This is a genomic window from Helicobacter himalayensis, assembly GCF_001602095.1.
GTDB lineage: Bacteria > Campylobacterota > Campylobacteria > Campylobacterales > Helicobacteraceae > Helicobacter_F > Helicobacter_F himalayensis.
The window spans coordinates 756,162-775,124 of record NZ_CP014991.1 but is presented as its reverse complement, the minus strand read 5'-3'; the positions used below and the strand labels follow the sequence as shown (position 1 = coordinate 775,124).

Here is an 18,963-nt window from a genome sequence, read left to right as displayed (position 1 = left end):
TTTAAGCTTTCCGCCAAAAGGGTGAGGTCGTGGCTAAGGGCATTATAAAGCGTTCTATCCTTCGCCAAATGCAAAATGGAAGAAGCAATATCATTTGCATTCGGTTGGCAAATGATAGCGCAGAGCTTACTATTGCCCCCCCCCCATTGCTATTTGCTAAAATAAATTGCTCTTTTAAGCCACCAACATCAGTGCATATTGTAGGCATAGCATTAGCAATTCCAACAGCAGCTACACCACTTTGGCTTGCTTCAAGGTATGGCATAATGAGAATATGAGCCTGATTAAAAAGCTCAACAATTTTTTGTTGTGGTAAGAAAGCATCAATAATCTCTATTTTTTTCACAACAAATTCTTTGAGGTTGCCTATATTGTATGTATAGCTACTTTTTCCTGCAATAATGAGCTTATCAAAGGAGGTCTCAGGTATCGTGCTTATAGCTTCTAGTAGTAATTCTATACCCTTATATTTACTCACGCGTCCAAAAAATAGTAAGGTAGGTTTATTCTTGTAGGTTTTTTGCTTAGTATGCAGACCTTCAAACGCAAAAATGCCATGAGGTATGATTGATATTTGTTTGCCTTTTAGTAGTTTTGGGGATACAAGGGATTTGACATAATGTGTAAGAAAAATAATATGTGTGGAGTGCTTAATACAAGCATTAATGAGGGCTTGTTGCAAGGGCAATTCATCACCTAAATGCACGATTCCATCGTGTTCTGTTAGCACAACAGGCTTATTATGAAGCCTAAAAGCAAAAATGAAAACAATATTCCAAAAATGAAAATGTGGCAGATAAAGCACATCGTATCGCTTTGCGATGAAGCAAAGCTTGATAAATATGAAAGGCAAAACAAAGAGGGAGTTTAGCACAAATGTGAGCTTGTTTGTGTAGGTTATCATTGTTTTAGCGTGAGCAATTTTACTTTCAGGATTCACATACTTGCTTTGATATATGGTATAAGGCAGACTAAAGTGTTGCAATATAGAAGTAGTGTAATGTTCAAAGCCTCCGCCTTTGCGTGTTAATGAGGCTATAAGGACATTTTTTGACCTATCACTTTGCATTATAGACACTCTGAATCCTTAAACTCAATTTTTTTGGCAGGACGGATTTTATACCAAATTTTGCAACCATAAAGAAATATTTAAAACAAAAAAGCACAAGATATAAGACATTATACCTAGCAATAATGCGGGCTTCTTCTTTAAAATACTGCCAACTTGGCTTAGATGAAATCCCATAAACATCATACATACTTACAACCATATCAACATAACAAAATCGTTCCCCTTTGTTATAAATCGTTGTAAAAAAAGCATTGTCAGCACAAATCTTAAAACTTGTATCAAAGCGATATTGTTTAAGCAACGAAGTCTTAACAAAGGCACTTTGATGACAAAATGGCATACGATATGCAGGGTTGCTTTTTATGTGTGGAATTTTATTGTGATTTTGACTTAAGAGAAGCATTGTATCTCCATAAACCACACTTATATTATGGACTTGCCTTTCCCGCATTGCATTCCTTACTATGATTTTTGGGGTGTGATTGTATCAAACCCTACTTAAATAAATCTTATAATCTAGTTGCACTCATTGCCCTTTCCTTATAGTGCTTTTTCTTGCACGCAAAGCCTTAAATAATCCCAAATGTCTCACACTACATACGCTCTTGATAAAATTTCGAATACGTACATAAATTTGATATTCTGCCTCTTTTTTCAAACGCATTCCCTTTCCACGCCTAAAAGCCTTAGTAAAATCTTGAGTAAAAATATGCAATAAAAATCCCTCCATTTGTGCGTCAAAAAACTCGCTGTGATTTTTATCCAAAAAAAGTGGCTCGCGCAGTTTTGCCAAAAATGCCTCATCATCATTATCGAGCCTCTCCACTTCTTTTTTCATTTGCTCCAAATCCTGCACAAAGATAATGCTTTTTTTATTTATGCCCCCCCCCCGCTCACTCAATGCCAAGCACGCACGCTCATCACCCCAATAAATAGGAACACTCTTAGCAGCAGCTGCTTGAATGAGCTTTTCGGTAATATATCCGGGTGTTGAAGAGTTTTCAAAACAAAGAGAAAATTTACACTCACTTTGAAATGCAAATTTATCTTTCACTCTACCGCCAATGTTATTTAAAAATCTCCCTCCAGAATCTACACGCTTATATGAATTTAGAGCATAAAAAGCCTCTTCTCTAAAACTCTCAGCAAAAATATTGTTACTTGCAACAAAGTTACAGAATCGCGTTTTTTCTTGCAAAATTTGTGGTGTAATATTCTGATGTTTTTTGCTCGCACGCAAAAAATCTTCCTTGTAAAATAAATAAAGTGGATAGCGTAAATGCCTGTCAAAAAATTCTAAATGATTAAAATCAATCGCATAATCACATAAATCAAAATCTGCACAAAGATTCTCTCCTGTGTAAAAAATCCGTATAGAGTCTTTGTATTTTAAGATTTCACTGCTACCAAAAACTGAATAAAACACATATTGTGGCGTCTTGTCATCAAGCACCACTTCAAAATGATTGCCCAAAAAATCAATAAAATAGTTCGCAATACCTTGCATATCGCCAAAATCGCAAAAATGAATACGGATTTGCTTCATAACCCTGCCCTTAAACTTATTTAAAAAATCTCTTATGTATGTTTTTTACCAAATGTCACACGCGCTTTGTTGCGCCATTTTTGCGGTATTGCATTGCGCACACATACACGCGGAACAATATAGAATGCGTAACGCAAGCCATACCAAATAGGATAAAATTTATTATACTTATAACCTATTTGACAATCTTCTTTAAACATCTGCCACGAAAGACTAGAACTCACACCCTCAACATTAAACCTAGCTATCACAACATCAAAATGTAGAAATTTTGCACCTGCATTATAAGCCTTAGTAAAAAAATCCGTATCGCCTGCAATCCTAAAGTTTTGATTATATTTTGTGTATTTAATAAGAGCGGTGTCGATAAAAGCACTCTGATGAATAAAATGATGATGATATTTGTGATTGGTAGTTTTAGAATACAAAATTTTAGATTCTATGGGGCTATACATGATACAAGCATCACCATAAATAACTCCAATTCTATCCCCCCCCCCATACTCTAAGAAGAAGGCTTCAAAAAGCTCTCTTATGCTGGTATTTGCATAAAATCTATCGCCACAATTCATAAAATTACACCACTGCCCGCTGGCAAGATCAATACCTTTGTTCATAGCATCATAGATTCCACTATCTTTTTGACTTAAGAATTTAAAAGTAAAATATGGATTGTCTTTGCGTGTGCCTTGCAGATAAAAGCTAGGGGTGTCATATTTGATGCTAAAAGATGCTTCCTTGCTTAAAATCGCAGAATCTAAAGTAGCAAGATTCTCTAACTCCTCTTTACTAAAACTACCAATCGTTGCAATGCTTGCTTCTAGTGGATATTCACACACCAAAAGGCTGGAATCTAGCGCGATTTCTCGCAGGGCAGATTCTATACACTCGCGCGTGCCATCAGTGCTCGCACCATCGATGAGAATGTATTCAATATGTGGGTAGTTTTGATTGATTACAGAATCCATTGTTTCTTTGATATGTGCAATATCATTATAAACAATGGTTACAACGCTAATTTTCGGCTGATTCATAGCAATATTTTCTAAAAATACAACTTAACTAGCTACTACGTTTTTCCATAATCTCCTTAGCAATGTTATTTGGCACTTCGCCATAATGGTCAAATTCCATCGTGTAAGTCCCGCGCCCTTGTGTAGCAGAGCGCAAATCCGTAGAATAGCCAAACATCTCAGCCAAAGGTACAAACGCATTGACGATTTTAAGCCCCATTCTGTCGTCCATTGAGTTAATCTGTCCGCGTCTGCGGTTAAGGTCACCTATCACATCGCCCATATATTCTTCTGGCACTTCAACTTCAACTTTCATAAGTGGTTCAAGCAACACCGCATTTGCTTTGCGACACGCATCTTTAAATGCCATTGAGCCGGCGATTTTAAACGCCATTTCACTAGAATCCACATCGTGATAGCTTCCATCATAAAGCGTAACCTTGAAATCCACCACCGGATAACCCGCTAGCACACCGCTTTGCATTGCCTCTTGGATACCTTTATCCACCGCAGGAATGTATTCTTTTGGAATCACACCACCGCTAATATCATTCACAAATTCATATCCAGTGCCCGGCTCTTTTGGCTCAAGCTTAATAAACACATGCCCATATTGTCCGCGCCCACCGGATTGCTTAGCATATTTGCATTCTTGCTCGACACTGCTGCGGATAGTTTCGCGGAATGCCACTTGTGGCTGTCCGACTTCTGCTTCCACTTTAAATTCGCGCTTTAATCTATCTACGATGATTTCAAGGTGTAATTCACCCATACCACCAATAAGTGTTTGTCCCGTCTCTTCTTGCGTGCTTACCCTAAAGCTTGGATCCTCTTCTGCGAGCTTACCGAGTGCGATTGACATTTTTTCTTGGTCAGCCTTTGTTTTTGGCTCAACCGCAATATGGATTACAGGCTCTGGAAATTCCATACGTTCCAAAACCACCGGTGCTTTTTCATCGCAAAGTGTATCACCTGTGAGCGTTTCTTTCAATCCCACAAACGCGCAAATTTCACCCGCATAAATCTCCTTAATATCCTCTCTTTTGTTAGAGTGCATTTTAAGCAAGCGTCCCACGCGCTCCTTTTTACCCTTTGTAGAATTTAGCACATAGCTTCCAGATTCTAGCTTTCCGCGGTAAGCACGCACGAAAGTGAGCTGTCCGACAAATGGATCGGTCATAATTTTAAATGCAAGTCCTGCAAATGCGCCATTATCGCTAGATTCTACACTTAGCTCACTTTCATCTTTTGGATTGATTCCCTTAATCTCTGCAACTTCAGTTGGCGCAGGAAGAAAATCCACTACCGCATCAAGCAAAGTCTGCACACCCTTGTTTTTAAAGCTTGAACCACAAAGCATTGGAATGAGGCTCATATTGAGGCAACCTAATTTGATGCCCTTTTTAATTTCTTCAATGCTTAATTCCTCGCCACCGAGATATTTTTCCATTAACGCTTCATCTTGCTCAGCAACAGATTCTAAAAGTTTCTCTCTATATTCCGCTGCTTTGTCTGCAAGCTCTGCTGGAATCTCCTCTATGTCGTATTTTGCACCCATAGATTCATCATTCCATACAATAGCTTTCATTTGCACCAAATCAACTACGCCCTTGAAATTCTCTTCCGCACCAATAGGAATGTTAATTGGCACTGGATTGGCTTTGAGACGTTGTTTGATTTGAGATTCTACATTGTAGAAATTTGCTCCGATTCTATCCATTTTATTGACAAATACCATTCTTGGCACGCCATATTTATTTGCTTGTCGCCAAACGGTTTCGCTCTGTGGCTGCACACCACCAACGGAACAAAATACCGCCACAGCACCATCAAGCACACGCATAGAGCGCTCAACCTCAATAGTAAAATCCACATGTCCGGGTGTGTCAATAAGGTTTATTTGATAATCTTTCCAAAAGCAAGTTGTCGCCGCAGAAGTAATCGTAATTCCGCGCTCTTTTTCTTGCTCCATCCAGTCCATTGTCGCCGCGCCATCATGCACCTCGCCAATTTTATGACTAACGCCTGTATAAAACAAAATGCGCTCTGAAGTCGTCGTTTTACCCGCGTCAATGTGGGCTGCAATACCGATATTTCTAATACGCTGAAGTGGGGTAGTTCTTGCCATAGGAATTCCTTGTTATATAGTTTTTGGGAGCTTGCAAGCCTGCCGTTTTAGAATCTCAAACAACAAGACCCGCGGATTCTACAATAAGCCTAAGCTTACCAGCGATAATGTGCAAAAGCTTTGTTTGCTTCTGCCATTTTATGCACATCTTCCTTTTTCTTAAATGCTGCACCTCTATCATTTACAGCGTCCATCAACTCATTTGCCAAACGCTCTACCATTGTGCGCTCATTGCGTTTTCTTGTAGCTTCAAGAATCCAACGAATAGAAAGCGATTGTTGGCGTGCTACGCGCACTTCTACGGGCACTTGATAAGTTGCGCCACCAACTCTGCGAGAACGCACCTCTACGAGTGGGCGCACTTTATCAAGAGCTTTTTGGAATATTTCAATACCCTTTTCGCCGCTCTTTTCTTCGATTTTATCAAACGCAGCGTAGATGATTTTTTCGCTTACGCTTTTTTTACCATCAAGCATCATTTTATTGATAAATTTTGTAACTACCTTGTTACCATAAATTGGATCACCCAACACTTCTCGGACAGGAGCTTTTCTTCTTCTCATATTATTTCCTTATTTATTTTTTATCTGTGCCGGCTTTGGCTTTTTTCGTACCATATTTACTGCGCGAAACAGTTCGCTTCGCCACACCCGCAGTATCGAGTGCACCACGAATAATGTGATACTTCACACCCGGTAAGTCTTTTACACGCCCACCACGCACAAGCACGATTGAGTGCTCTTGGAGGTTATGCCCCTCACCCGGAATATAGCTAATCACTTCAAATTTTGAAGTGAGCTTCACTTTTGCAACTTTTCTAAGTGCTGAGTTCGGCTTCTTAGGTGTTGTAGTATAAACACGTGTACAAACACCCCTTCTTTGTGGGCATTCTAGCAATGCAGGAGATTTTGTCTTTCTAATTGCCTTCTTCCTTTCTTTTCTAATAAGCTGGTTAATAGTTGGCACTGGTCAATCCTTTCCTTTAGATTTTAGATTTTGTTTTTTGCAGTAAAAAATGGCGCGATTATACCTCGTAAAAGCTTTTATAAATCTTAGAGAGGTTAGAAACTCGCCTTATTCTCCTACATTTTTTCGATACTTAAACTTTTTGTGGCGATAAAGCCCTGTTCCCACCGGTATCATACGACCAAGCACGACATTTTCTTTCAAATCATCAAGCGTATCAGTTTTTGCTGCGATACTTGCTTCTGTGAGGACTTTTGTTGTTTCTTGGAAGGACGCCGCAGAAATCACAGAATCGCTACCGATAGCCGCTCTTGTGATACCCAAAAGCACCGGTTCAGCGATTGCTGGCTCTCCTGAAAGCCTTAGTATGCGCTCATTCTCTTCTTTGAAATGACGCTTGCTTACCAAATCACCTTCAATAAACTTCGTATCGCCACTATCTACAATTTTGACTTGACGCAACATTTGAGAAACGATGATTTCAATATGTTTGTCCGCGATATTCACGCCCTGTCGGCGATAGACTTGCTGTACTTCACTTACGATATATTTATGCAACGCCTTTTCACCCGCAATGCGCAAAATATCATGGCTTGAAACCACGCCATCAGTCATCGCCTCACTCGCATGGACAAAGTCACCTGTGCGCACAAGGATTCTCTTATTTTTATCTACAGCATACTCCGCCACGCGCCCATCTTCGGCAGTAATCACGATGCGCTCTTTTCCGCGTACCGCTTTACCAAAGCTCACAAGCCCATCAATTTCAGCTAGCACGGCAGAATCTTTTGGCTTCCTTGCTTCAAAAAGTTCAGATACGCGAGGCAAACCGCCCGTAATATCTTTTGATTTTGCAAGTGCCTTAGGTGTCTTAGCAAGAATCTCCGCTTCCTTCACATTGCTACCATCTTGCACCAAAATAGCTGTTTTAGCTTCTAAAGGATAGAAATGCTCCTTATTCTGTGCGTCAATAAGCACCAAGGCGGGCTTAAAGTTCGCAGGGATATATTCACTCACAACAAGGCTCTTGCTTCCTGTGACTTCGTCCTCTTGCTCACTCACGGTAAGCCCAGAAATAATGTCTCTGTATTCCACTCTGCCTGCTGTTTCAGCAATAACCGGGTTGCTGTAAGGATCCCACTCTGCGATAATGACGCTTTCTTGTGAGATTGGTCCAGAAATGATGCTTTCAGAATCCACCTTCGTATTATCATTGATGAGAATCTTAGAATTTCTCGCGATATAATGCCTTGTGGCTTCTCTGTCGTTTTCATCAGCAATTACAGCAAAAATCCCTTTTTCCTCTACAATCATACCTTTTTTCACTTCTCTGTAACGCTCAAGCACCGCGCCATTGAGGAAGTAAAATTTCACAATACCCTCTTCTTTTGCTTTGATAGTGCAAGCGATTGGCTCGTTGTCTGCGACTTTAAGCTCACTTCCATAAGGGATTCTATGTGGGACATTCCAGCCATCTTTAATGGTATCAACCACACTCCCGCCAGCTGCAACCTTGTAACCACTTGAATGCGGAATAAGTAACTTGCCATCTACTCTATTGCCTACACCTGCCAGCTCGCCGGATTTTGCCACAGAATCTTTATTGAGATTAAACTGCACTTTTTGCTCTTCACCGATAACACTCACCACCACTTCATTATGCACATTTTCTACCTGCACCACGCCATCAAATGGAGCTTTGTATTTTGGCTCAACAAGCAATATTGCGGCATTTCTACGGTTTGCAACGATTTTTTTGCCATCTTCTCCAGTGAAGGTTTTAATATTGTAATAACGGATAAAGCCTTCCTTGGTTGCTTCGATTTGGCGCTCTTCTGCACTTCTGCTCGCTGTCCCACCAACGTGGAAAGTTCTAAGCGTAAGCTGCGTTCCGGGCTCACCGATACTTTGCGCTGCTAGCACGCCCACAGCATCACCGGGTTTTGCCATAGCAGATTCTCCGAGGTTAAGCCCATAACATTTTGCACACACACCTTTTGGTGCTTTACAGGTTACAGGTGTGCGAATTGTTACGCTTTTCACTCCTGCTTCCTCAATTTTTATTGCTTTTTCCTCATCAATCAAAGTCCCCTCGCTACAAAGAATCTCATTTGTAATTGGATCAATAACATCTTTTGCAAGCACTCTGCCCTGCACGCTTTCTCTTAGAGATTCTATCAAATCATTACCGATAGTAATACCTGCAATTTCTACGCCCTCATGTGTGCCACAATCTTCAATCGCCACTTTCACATTTTGACTCACATCAATAAGTTTCCTTGTGAGGTATCCAGCATTCGCAGTTTTAAGCGCAGTATCTGCAAGCCCTTTTCTCGCGCCATGCGTAGAGTTAAAATACTCTAATACATTCAAGCCCTCTTTAAAGTTTGAGGTAATAGGTGTTTCAATAATTGTGCCATCAGGCTTTGTCATAAGTCCGCGCATAGCCGAAAGCTGACGAATCTGCGCTGCACTACCACGCGCTCCAGAATCTGCCATCATATAAATAGAGTTAAAGCCGCCTTTATCCTCTGCGATGATTTTCATCATCTCTTTCCCCATAGCCTCACTTGTCTCTGTCCAAATATCAATACTCTTGTTGTAGCGCTCTTGGTCAGCTAGCGAGCCCTGATCGTATTGTGTTTGAGCTTTTTTAATCTCAACCTTTGCTTCATCAATACGCTTTTGCTTGTCTTTTGGAATAATAATATCAGCCGCAGAAATTGAGATTCCTGCTTTTGTCGCGTATTTAAAGCCGAGATTCTTAAGATTATCTAGGAAGCTCGCTGTAACGCCCAGCCCGCCATTTTTATGCACATAATCCACCAAAGCACCAATATCTTTTTTCTTTAAGATTCTATTCCAAAGTGCGATTGGCACAAATTTTGGCAGGATTGATTTGATAATCATTCTACCTGCAGTGGTTTCAATGATTCTCTTATCTTCAATCGTGCGGATTCTCGCGTTAATATCAAGCTCTTTTAAATCAATCGCAATCATCACTTCTTCACTTGTTGCAAAAAGCTTGTGCTCGCCTTTTGCGCCCTTTTTCTCTAACGAAAGATAATAAAGTCCCAAAACCATATCTTGACTAGGCACAGCAACTGCCTTGCCACTAGCTGGCAACAAAATATTCATCGAGCTAAGCATAAGCACCTTGCACTCTGCGATCGCTTCTTGGCTAAGTGGCACATGCACCGCCATTTGGTCGCCATCAAAGTCTGCGTTAAACGCTGAGCACACAAGCGGGTGCAGCTGAATTGCCTTGCCATCGATAAGAGTTGGGTGGAAGGCTTGGATTGACTGCTTATGCAATGTCGGTGCGCGGTTTAGAAGCACTGGATAATCCTGCACGATTTCTTGCAAGCATTCCCATACTTCATTATTTTTCTGTGCAATCATCTTTGTAGCCTGCTTAAGGTTTGTTGCATAGCCCTTTTCCTCAAGTTTTGCAAAAAGATGCGGTTTGAAAAGCTCAAGCGCCATATTTTTTGGTAATCCGCACTGGTCCATGCGTAAATTTGGTCCCACAACAATAACGCTTCTTCCTGAGAAATCCACGCGCTTACCGAGAAGATTCTGTCTAAATCTTCCTTGCTTGCCTTTGATAATTTCAGACAAAGATTTAAGTGGGCGTTTGTTTGCACCTTTCACTGCATTTGCATTTCTACCATTATCAAAAAGCGCATCGACTGCCTCTTGAAGCATACGCTTTTCATTGCGAATAATAATCTCTGGCGAATCTAGCTCAATAAGACGTTTTAGGCGCTGATTTCTATTAATCACGCGACGATAAAGATCATTCACATCACTTACCGCGAATTTTCCGCCATCAAGCGCTACAAGCGGGCGCAAATCTGGTGGCAACACTGGCAAAATAGTAAGAATCATCCACTCCGGACGATTGCCAGAGTTTATAAAGCTTTCTACTACTTTTAAGCGCTTTACAATGGTCTTTTTCTTTGCCTCCGAACTTGTAGCTTTGGCTTCTTGACGCAAGCTTTGCAAAAGCTCTGTTAAATCAAGCTGTTCTAACAAATCTCTCACAGCCTCGCCACCCATTTGCGCAACAAAGCCTTTGTCCGCAAAACGTTGGTTGATATTTTGGAACTGCTCCTCATTTAAAATATCGTATTTAAGGATTGGCTTTGCGCCTTCATTGTCATAAGATGCCTCGCCGGGCTCTTTAACAATATAGGCTTCATAATAAAGCACACGCTCCAAATCTTTCATTTTCACACCAAGCAATGTGCCTATACGGCTAGGCAATGAGCTTACATACCAAATATGTGCCACAGGCGCAACTAGTTCGATGTGCCCCATACGATAGCGACGCACTTTTGCTTCTGTGACTTCCACACCGCATTTTTCGCACACCACGCCACGATAACGCATTTTTTTGTATTTACCGCAAAGGCATTCATAATTGCGCACAGGTCCAAAGATTTTTGCGCAGAACAATCCATCACGCTCAGGCTTAAGCGTGCGATAATTGATTGTTTCAGGCTTTTTAACCTCACCTTTACTCCACGAAAGAATGCTCTCCGGACTTGCAAGCACAAGCTGGAATGAGCTAAAATCTTTAGGGCGATTGTCCTCTTTAATCATAAGTTGCTTTGGTGCGCCATTTTCGTCAAGCTCATCGCTATAAACCTTTACATCAAGCACAAGTGATTGCAATTCCTTTGTAAGCACAAAGAAAGTTTCTGGAATCTTAGATTCTCCCACAGGCTCGCCTCTTGTAATTGCCTTATAGGCTTCTTTGCGCCCTTCTGTGTCATCTGATTTGATTGTAAGCATTTCTTTCAAAGTATGTGCCGCACCATAGGCTTCAAGCGCCCATACTTCCATTTCCCCAAATCTCTGCCCACCAAAAAGTGCCTTTCCACCCACAGGCTGTTGCGTAACGAGACTATAAGGTCCGGTTGAACGTGCATGTACTTTCTCATCGACTAGGTGATGAAGTTTTAGCATATACATATAACCCACATTTACGCGCTCGAGCATTTTCTCGCCGGTTTTACCATCGTAAAGCTCACTTTTCCCATCCATATCAATTTTTGCAAGCTTGAAAAGTTTATCAAAGCGCTCTTGCTCGATTCCCTCAAACACAGGAATTGCAAACTTCACGCCATTGCTCCAATCGCGCGCATAGGCAATGAGTTCAGAATCTGAGATTTTTTTCAAAAACTCCGTAGTGCTAGGAACATCGCTATTGACAACTTCTGAAATCTCTAGCATTTTTGTGCGCAAAGCCTTCACCCAATCTTTTTGCTGTGAGTGGAAAAGTTCTTCAATCTGACGCCCGAGATTTACCCCTACAAGCCCTAAATGCACTTCGAGAATCTGCCCGATATTCATACGGCTTGGCACACCCAAAGGATTGAGAATAATATCTATCGGCTCACCATCTTTTGTGTAGGGCATATCCACCATAGGCACAATATTTGAAACGATACCTTTATTTCCGTGACGCCCAGCCATTTTATCGCCGACTTTGAGCTTGCGTTTTGTGGCAATGTAAATTTTTACAAGCTTCACCACACCACTTGGTAAAATATCATCTTTTTCTAAAATCGAGAGTTTTTCCTCGTGCTCTTCGCCAAGTGCTTTTTTCTGCTCTAAGAAATTCGTTTTAAGCACTTCATATTTTGCCTGCACTTCTTTAGAATAGCTTTTAATAAGCGTATTGAGTGCAAAGCGGTTAATATTCGCAATATCTTCTTTTGCAACCTTTTCGCCTTTTTTAAATTTCTTGTCTCCAATTGTTGCATCTGCGCTTAGCTTTTCTTTTGCAAGCATTGAGGTGATTCTCATCATTTCCTCTTGATTGAGCATTGTTAGTCTATCGTGATGCTCAATATCAAGCACTGATTTTTCCTGCTCATATGCACTTATCGCACGCGCATCTTTGTCATAACCTTTTTTAGTGAATATTTTTACATCAACAACCACACCCTCTAATGATGGCGGGCAGTAGAGTGATTTATTCACCACGTGACCGGCTTTCTCGCCAAAAATCGCGCGCAACAATCGCTCTTCAGGCGTTGGCTTCACTTCGCCTTTTGGTGAAACCTTCCCAACCAAAATCATACCTTGTGAAACATAAGTACCTATGCGCACAATCCCACTTTCATCAAGGTGTGTTACTTCGCTTTCTTTCACACCCGGGATTTCAGATGTAATCTCCTCAGTGCCGTGCTTTAGCTCTCTTGCTTCAATTTCTTTTTCATAAATATGCACGGAAGTAAAAGTATCCTCTTTAATTAAGCGCTCACTTACGATGATAGCGTCCTCGAAGTTATAGCCATTCCACGGCATAAAGGCTACGCGGATATTTTTCCCTAGCGCTAATTCGCCATTATCCATACTTGGACCATCAGCTATAACTTGCCCCGCTTCTATGCTATCGCCTTTTTTCACAATTGGCTTTTGATAGAAAGAAGTATTTTGATTCGTGCGCAGATTCTTGCAAAGTGAGTAATGATCGATATACGCACCATTTTCATCTTCACCTAGAATATAAATACTTTTAGAATCTACTTTTTCCACCACGCCACCACGTTTTGCCTTGATAGCTTCCCACGCATCGCGCGCGATAACTTGCTCAATCCCTGTGCCAACCACTGGCGCGCCAGGAGAAAGCAAGGGCACTGCTTGTCGTTGCATATTCGAACCCATAAGCGCGCGGTTTGCATCATCATGCTCTAAGAATGGAATGAGTGATGCCGCTACACCCACAAGCATACGCGCGCTCAAGTCGATAAGCTCGACTTTTGAGCGCTCTACAAGGATAATTTCACCATCTTTGCGCGCTTCGATTAAATCCTCAATGATATTGCCGTTTTTATCAAGCTTCGTTGAAGCAGGTGCGATGATAATACCCTCTTCTTGTGTTGCTGTTAAATGCACGACTTCATCTGTCACCCTGCCATCTTTTACCTTGCGATAGGGTGCTTCGACAAAACCTAGATTATTTACGCGTGTAAAAGTAGAAAGAGTGTTTATCAAACCAATATTTTGCCCTTCTGGTGTTTCAATTGGGCAGATTCTACCATAATGTGTAGGATGCACATCGCGCGCTTCAAAACCCACACGCTCTTTCACGAGCCCACCCTCACCAAGCGCAGACAAACGGCGCTTATGCGTGATTTCTGAAAGTGGATTTGTTTGATCCATAAATTGTGAAAGTTGCCCGCCGGTGAAAAACTCCATAATCGTGCTTGTGATCATCTTAGAATTTATCAAATCGTGTGGCATAAGATTCTCAAATGAGCCATTAAGCGAACTTAATTTATCACGGATAGCCTTTTGCATTTTTGCCAAACCCGTGTGAAGCTCATTTGCCAAAAGCTCACCAATAGAACGAATACGTCTATTTCCTAAGTGATCTCTATCATCGATATGCCCTTCACCATTACGCACATTCATTAGATATTTCACGGTTGCGATAATGTCATTATGCGTAAGCACAGTAATATAATCAGGCACGCTAAGTCCGAGCTTGTGATTCATTTTCATACGCCCAACACGTGTAAGGTCGTAGCGCTCTGGGTCAAAGAAAAGTTGATTCACAAAATTCTTTGCCACTTCTTTTGTCACAGGCTCGCCGGGACGCATAACTTTGTAGATTCTAATCGCTGATAGCTCATTTTCATCGTCGATTTTTTCGCTTTGCTTTAAGAGGCGCAATGCTTCGGCATCACTTGCAAAAGAATTAATAATTGAGTTGTCTAATCCTTGCGCGCTGTCATTTGCGATGCTAAATTCCCTAATACCAAGCTCGCTAAGTTTTGCAAGTTTGTTTTCATCAATCTGGGTTAAGACATCAAACAAAAGTTCGCCTTTTTTATCGAAAATCGCCTCACTCAAATATTTATGCGTAAGATTTTCACTCGGATATTCCATCCACCCGATTTCTTTTTCGCGCTCTTTAAGTTCTTTTGCCTTTTTGCTTGAGAGTTTTTTGCCAGAAGCCACAAGGAGATTTCCTTTAGAATCTTTAATGTCAAATTCCGCGCGCACACCGATATTTTCTACGCTAAAAGGCACAAGGTATTTATCTTTTTCCGCGCGCACCTTAAGTGTTGGATAAAAAATATTGATAATATCCCGCTTCGTGTAGCCAAGCGCACGCAAGATAATTGTCACAGGCACTTTTCTGCGCTTATTAATGCGTGCGTATAAAATATCTTTTGAATCATACTCAAAATACAGCCACGCGCCTCTATCAGGGATAATTTGCCCGGTATAAATGAGCTTATTTGAAGAAGTGTTTGACTCTTCTTCTTTGAAAATCACGCCCGGACTTCTATGGAGCTGATTTACCACCACACGCTCTACGCCATTGATGATAAAGCTTGTGCGATCCGTCATAAGTGGAATTTCACGCACATAAATATTTTGTTCTTTTACATCTTTTACACCAAGTCTTTCGCCACTTTTTTCGTCTTTTTCCCAAAAAATAAGGCGGATTTTCATCTTTAAAGGAATAGCATAAGTAATGCCACGCACCATAGCTTCCGTAGTTGTATATCTGGGCTTGCCAAACTCACATCCTGCGTATTCTAGAGTAATGCGCCCTTGTGCGTCTTGGATAGGAAAAATTGATTTAAAAACTTTTTCAATTCCGCTCTCTTTTGTAGAATCTGCGGATAAAAAATCATTGTAACTTTCTCTTTGAAGTGAAAGTAAATCAGGGACATCAAGAAGTTGTGGATTCTTAGTAAAATCGATTCGGAGTCTATTTTTTAGCTTTGTTTGTTTTGACATTTATCCAACCTTGTGTAGTAGATTTTAAGAGCAAACACTCTAAAGAAATCTCTTTTTTTTCTTAACAAAGACTTCTGCAAAGTGTATTCTAAATTTTATAACTTAGGACTTTATCACTTTTAAGATAGCCACCCCAAAAGGGGTTGGTCTAAAAACGAGGTTATTTTACTTCTACTTTTGCGCCTGCTTCTTCAAGTTTTTTCTTAAAGTTTTCAGCATCTTCTTTATTTACGCCCTCTTTAAGCGTGCTTGGTGTATTTTCAGTTGCATCTTTTGCTTCTTTAAGCCCAAGTCCTGTGATTTCACGCACAGCTTTAATTACATTAATCTTGTTTGCGCCTGCATCTACAAGAATCACATTGAATTCTGTTTTTTCTTCTGCGCCACCAGCTGTTGCTGCGCCACCGCCAGCACCTGCTACGATTGTAGGTGCTGCGCTTACGCCAAATTTTTCTTCAAACGCTTTTACAAGCTCTGAAAGCTCCAACACAGAAAGATTCCCGATATATTCCAACACTTCTTCTTTTGAAATTGCCATTGTAAGCTCCTTGTAATATATTTCACTTAGATCCATATAGACTCTAAAATTCTTCACTAGGCTCAAGAAACTTCCTTAAAAGAATCTAAAAAGCCAAACTTATGCCCCTAAACAACAAAAATATTCTTATACCTGTTCTTCTTTTTGCTTACGCAAATTATCAAGCCCTGTGACAAAGTATCTAGCCGGTGCGCTCCAAACAGATAGCAACATACCGATAAGCTCTTCTCTGCTTGGGAGTTTTGATACAGAAACAATATAATCTTTTTGTACAATATTGCCATCAAAATACCCAAATTTCAAAGAAAAGTTCGCTTCATTGCTTTCTGCGAATTTGCAAACTACTTTTGCTAAAGCAATTTGTTCTTCGCCCCAAATAAAGATATTTGTGCCTTTGAGTTCAGCTTGCGGATACTTTGCGTTTTGCATCGCAATATTCGCCAAAGTATTTTTAATCACTTGAACTTTAATACTGCTCTTTCTTGCATTTGCGCGTAAAGATTCCAACTTCGCAACGCTTAAGCCCCTATAATCGCACACAATCATAGAAGAAGCATTTTTAAACTCAGAAGTTAGGCATTCAATAGTCTGAATCTTTTCTTGCTTGGTCATTTTCTCTCCTTTCAGACCAAATCTCACATAGGGTAATTTTTAAGCCCTTATATCCTAACGACAAAAAGCCCCGATGATCTTCGATCTAAGATAAATGCTAAGAAAAAATAGCTTATTTTGTATCCATAAGCTCTTGAGAATCCAACTTCACACCCGGACTCATCGTAAGTGATAGTGTCCCACTTTTGATATATTTACCTTTTGCGGAATTTGGTTTCAAGCGATTAATCGCACGCACAAGCTCAAGCATATTTTCACGGATTTTTTCACCCTGAAAGCTTACTTTTCCAATAGGTGCGTGAATAATACCCTTTTTATCAACGCGGAAATTTACTTGTCCGCTTTTGGCATTGCTTACGGCTTTACTTACATCAGCAGTCACCGTGCCTGTTTTTGGGTTTGGCATAAGTCCTTTTGGTCCTAAGATTCTACCAACCTTACCAACAAGTGCCATCATATCTGGCGTAGCAATCACCATATCAAAGTTTGTATTACCATTTTTAATCTCTTCAGCTAAATCATCAGCCCCGACAATATCCGCACCAGCCGCCTTTGCCTCATCAGCTTTCACACCTTTTGCAAAAACCGCAACACGCACTTTTTTACCTGTACCATGAGGAAGCACCACCGCACCGCGTATCATTTGATCTGCATGACGTGGATCTACGCCTAAACGCAAAGCCACTTCCACGGTTTCATCAAACTTTGCAGAAGCAAGAGATTTCACTACCTCTACACCGCTATTAATGTCATAAATCTTTGTACTGTCAACTTTATCCTGTAAATTCTTTAGTCGTTTTGTTAATCTTTTTCCCATTTATGCGCTCCATTCTTAGAATCTACTTGTTTTAATCCACAATTTCTACGCCCATACTACGAGCGCTTCCTGCGATAATCTTTTTAGCCACTTCTATATCCACAGCATTGAGATCTTCCATCTTAGCTTCCGCAATCTCTTGCAATTGCTTTTGGGTCAATTTAGCAACCTTGTTTTTCAAAGGATTGTCCGAACCTTTTTGTAGATTAGTAGCCTTTTTAATAAGGTCTGTTACAGGAGGCTTTTTTGTAACAAATGTAAAGCTTTTATCTTGATACACCGTAATGATAACAGGGATATTGAAATTCCCCATATCTTTTGTTTTTTCATTAAAAGCCTTACAAAATTCCATAATATTAACCCCCCTTTGCCCAAGAGCTGGACCTACAGGCGGTGAAGGATTTGCCTTTCCCGCAGGGATTTGTAATTTTAACTCACCAACAACTTTTTTACCCATAATGCACCTTCCTTAAATTATTTTTTCTACTTGTGAATAGAGTATCTCAACAATTGTATTTCTGCTGAAAATCGAGACATTGAGCTTTAATTTACGATGTTCTATGTCATATTCTTCAACCGTTCCTGTGAAATTTGCGAATGGACCATCAATAATGCGCACAACCTCGCCATTTTCAAAAAATACCTTAGGTCTTGGCTCTGCTGGATTCTTAATTTTTTCAAGAATCTTTTCAATATCTGCCTCACCAAGCGGTGTAGGTTTCTTACTTTCACCAATAAAACGCCCAACTCGTGGCAAAGACTGAATCATATGCCAAAGTTTCGTGTCCAAATCTACCTTGATAAAGACATAACCCGGATATAAGCTTTTTTGTGTGATATTCTTTTTTTTGTCTTCAAAAATAGCTTCCGTAGGGACGACAATCTGCTCGCATCTATCTTGAATCTTGTTTTCGATAATAAGATTCTCAATAGCCCTTTTGACTGATTGCTCACTGCCAGAATAAGTCTGTATAGCATACCATTCCAAAACTCTACTCCCTTTTTATTTACTACCTACGATAAAATACGCGACATAGAAGCAGATAAAATAAGATCAACCAACGCTAGAAAAAGAGCAACAACTACAACAACGCTAACCACAGAAATAGAAGCGCTGATAACCTGCTCCTTTGTAGGGTATATAACCTTACTTAATTCCTCTCTGGCACTTCTATAATAAGTTATCAACTTTTTCATCTTTGTCTCTTTTATTTTATTTTGCTTAAAGCACTGGCAGGCCAGGAGGGACTCGAACCCCCAACATTCGGTTTTGGAGACCGACGCTCTACCATTAGAGCTACTGACCTATAAAGCTAGGGGATTCCCTAGCTTTTAAGCTTTACTTCCTTATGAATCGTGTGTTTATTCAATCTAGGAGAAAACTTCTTGAGCTCCAGTTTTTCCGTATTTGTTTTGGCATTCTTTGTTGTGGAGTAGTTAATATCTCCACATTCTGAACATTTAAGTCCTATTTTTACTACATTTCCCTTAGCCATAGG

15 protein-coding genes and 1 tRNA gene are annotated in these 18,963 nt (G+C 40.4%); all 16 read right to left on the bottom strand.

Annotated elements, in window-relative coordinates:
• Position 1: 1 nt before the first annotated feature.
• The 16 genes from A3217_RS03815 to rpmG all read right to left on the bottom strand — a co-directional run bounded on the left by A3217_RS03815 (position 2) and on the right by rpmG (position 18,960).
• Entirely contained in the window at positions 2 to 1,069 is a 1,068-nt protein-coding gene (locus A3217_RS03815) for a glycosyltransferase family 4 protein (protein ID WP_231860292.1), read from the bottom strand.
• Positions 1,059 to 1,523, bottom strand: a complete 465-nt coding sequence (locus A3217_RS03810) for a glycosyltransferase family protein (protein WP_066388134.1) — start codon at positions 1,521 to 1,523, stop codon at positions 1,059 to 1,061. Before A3217_RS03810 ends, A3217_RS03815 begins: the two co-directional genes overlap by 11 nt.
• 75 nt (positions 1,524 to 1,598) lie before the next feature.
• Positions 1,599 to 2,618, bottom strand: coding sequence for a glycosyltransferase family 10 domain-containing protein (locus A3217_RS03805; protein ID WP_066388132.1), 1,020 nt, complete (start codon positions 2,616 to 2,618; stop codon positions 1,599 to 1,601).
• 32 nt (positions 2,619 to 2,650) lie between these two features.
• On the bottom strand, positions 2,651 to 3,652 hold the full coding sequence (locus A3217_RS09335) for a glycosyltransferase (RefSeq protein WP_066388131.1): 1,002 nt from the start codon (positions 3,650 to 3,652) through the stop codon (positions 2,651 to 2,653).
• 28 nt (positions 3,653 to 3,680) lie between these two features.
• Positions 3,681 to 5,759, bottom strand: a complete 2,079-nt coding sequence (gene fusA, locus A3217_RS03795; RefSeq protein WP_066388129.1) for an elongation factor G — start codon at positions 5,757 to 5,759, stop codon at positions 3,681 to 3,683.
• Between the two features lie 95 nt (positions 5,760 to 5,854).
• Positions 5,855 to 6,322 carry a 30S ribosomal protein S7 gene (gene rpsG, locus A3217_RS03790; protein ID WP_066388126.1) on the bottom strand — a complete coding sequence of 156 codons (468 nt, stop codon included), beginning with the start codon at positions 6,320 to 6,322 and terminating at the stop codon, positions 5,855 to 5,857.
• A 13-nt stretch (positions 6,323 to 6,335) separates the two neighbouring features.
• On the bottom strand, positions 6,336 to 6,725 hold the full coding sequence (gene rpsL / locus A3217_RS03785; protein ID WP_066388123.1) for a 30S ribosomal protein S12: 390 nt from the start codon (positions 6,723 to 6,725) through the stop codon (positions 6,336 to 6,338).
• Between the two features lie 108 nt (positions 6,726 to 6,833).
• Positions 6,834 to 15,497 carry a DNA-directed RNA polymerase subunit beta/beta' gene (locus A3217_RS03780; protein WP_066388120.1) on the bottom strand — a complete coding sequence of 2,888 codons (8,664 nt, stop codon included), beginning with the start codon at positions 15,495 to 15,497 and terminating at the stop codon, positions 6,834 to 6,836.
• 160 nt (positions 15,498 to 15,657) lie between these two features.
• A complete protein-coding gene (gene rplL / locus A3217_RS03775) occupies positions 15,658 to 16,035 on the bottom strand; it encodes a 50S ribosomal protein L7/L12 (RefSeq protein ID WP_066388117.1) in 378 nt (125 codons plus the stop codon).
• A gap of 126 nt (positions 16,036 to 16,161) precedes the next feature.
• On the bottom strand, positions 16,162 to 16,647 hold the full coding sequence (gene rplJ, locus A3217_RS03770; RefSeq protein WP_066388115.1) for a 50S ribosomal protein L10: 486 nt from the start codon (positions 16,645 to 16,647) through the stop codon (positions 16,162 to 16,164).
• A gap of 112 nt (positions 16,648 to 16,759) precedes the next feature.
• Positions 16,760 to 17,464, bottom strand: a complete 705-nt coding sequence (gene rplA / locus A3217_RS03765) for a 50S ribosomal protein L1 (protein WP_066388114.1) — start codon at positions 17,462 to 17,464, stop codon at positions 16,760 to 16,762.
• A 31-nt stretch (positions 17,465 to 17,495) separates the two neighbouring features.
• Positions 17,496 to 17,921: a 50S ribosomal protein L11 gene (gene rplK, locus A3217_RS03760; protein WP_066388113.1), complete on the bottom strand. Its 426-nt coding sequence runs from the start codon at positions 17,919 to 17,921 to the stop codon at positions 17,496 to 17,498.
• Between the two features lie 12 nt (positions 17,922 to 17,933).
• The gene (nusG, locus tag A3217_RS03755) at positions 17,934 to 18,452 is read right to left on the bottom strand and encodes a transcription termination/antitermination protein NusG (protein WP_066388112.1); all 519 of its coding nucleotides are present in this window, start codon (positions 18,450 to 18,452) and stop codon (positions 17,934 to 17,936) included.
• A 26-nt stretch (positions 18,453 to 18,478) separates the two neighbouring features.
• On the bottom strand, positions 18,479 to 18,661 hold the full coding sequence (gene secE / locus A3217_RS03750; protein ID WP_066388110.1) for a preprotein translocase subunit SecE: 183 nt from the start codon (positions 18,659 to 18,661) through the stop codon (positions 18,479 to 18,481).
• Positions 18,662 to 18,695: 34 nt separating this feature from the next.
• A tRNA-Trp gene (locus tag A3217_RS03745) sits at positions 18,696 to 18,771 on the bottom strand.
• Between the two features lie 18 nt (positions 18,772 to 18,789).
• A complete protein-coding gene (gene rpmG, locus A3217_RS03740; RefSeq protein WP_066388109.1) occupies positions 18,790 to 18,960 on the bottom strand; it encodes a 50S ribosomal protein L33 in 171 nt (56 codons plus the stop codon).
• Positions 18,961 to 18,963: the final 3 nt, after the last annotated feature.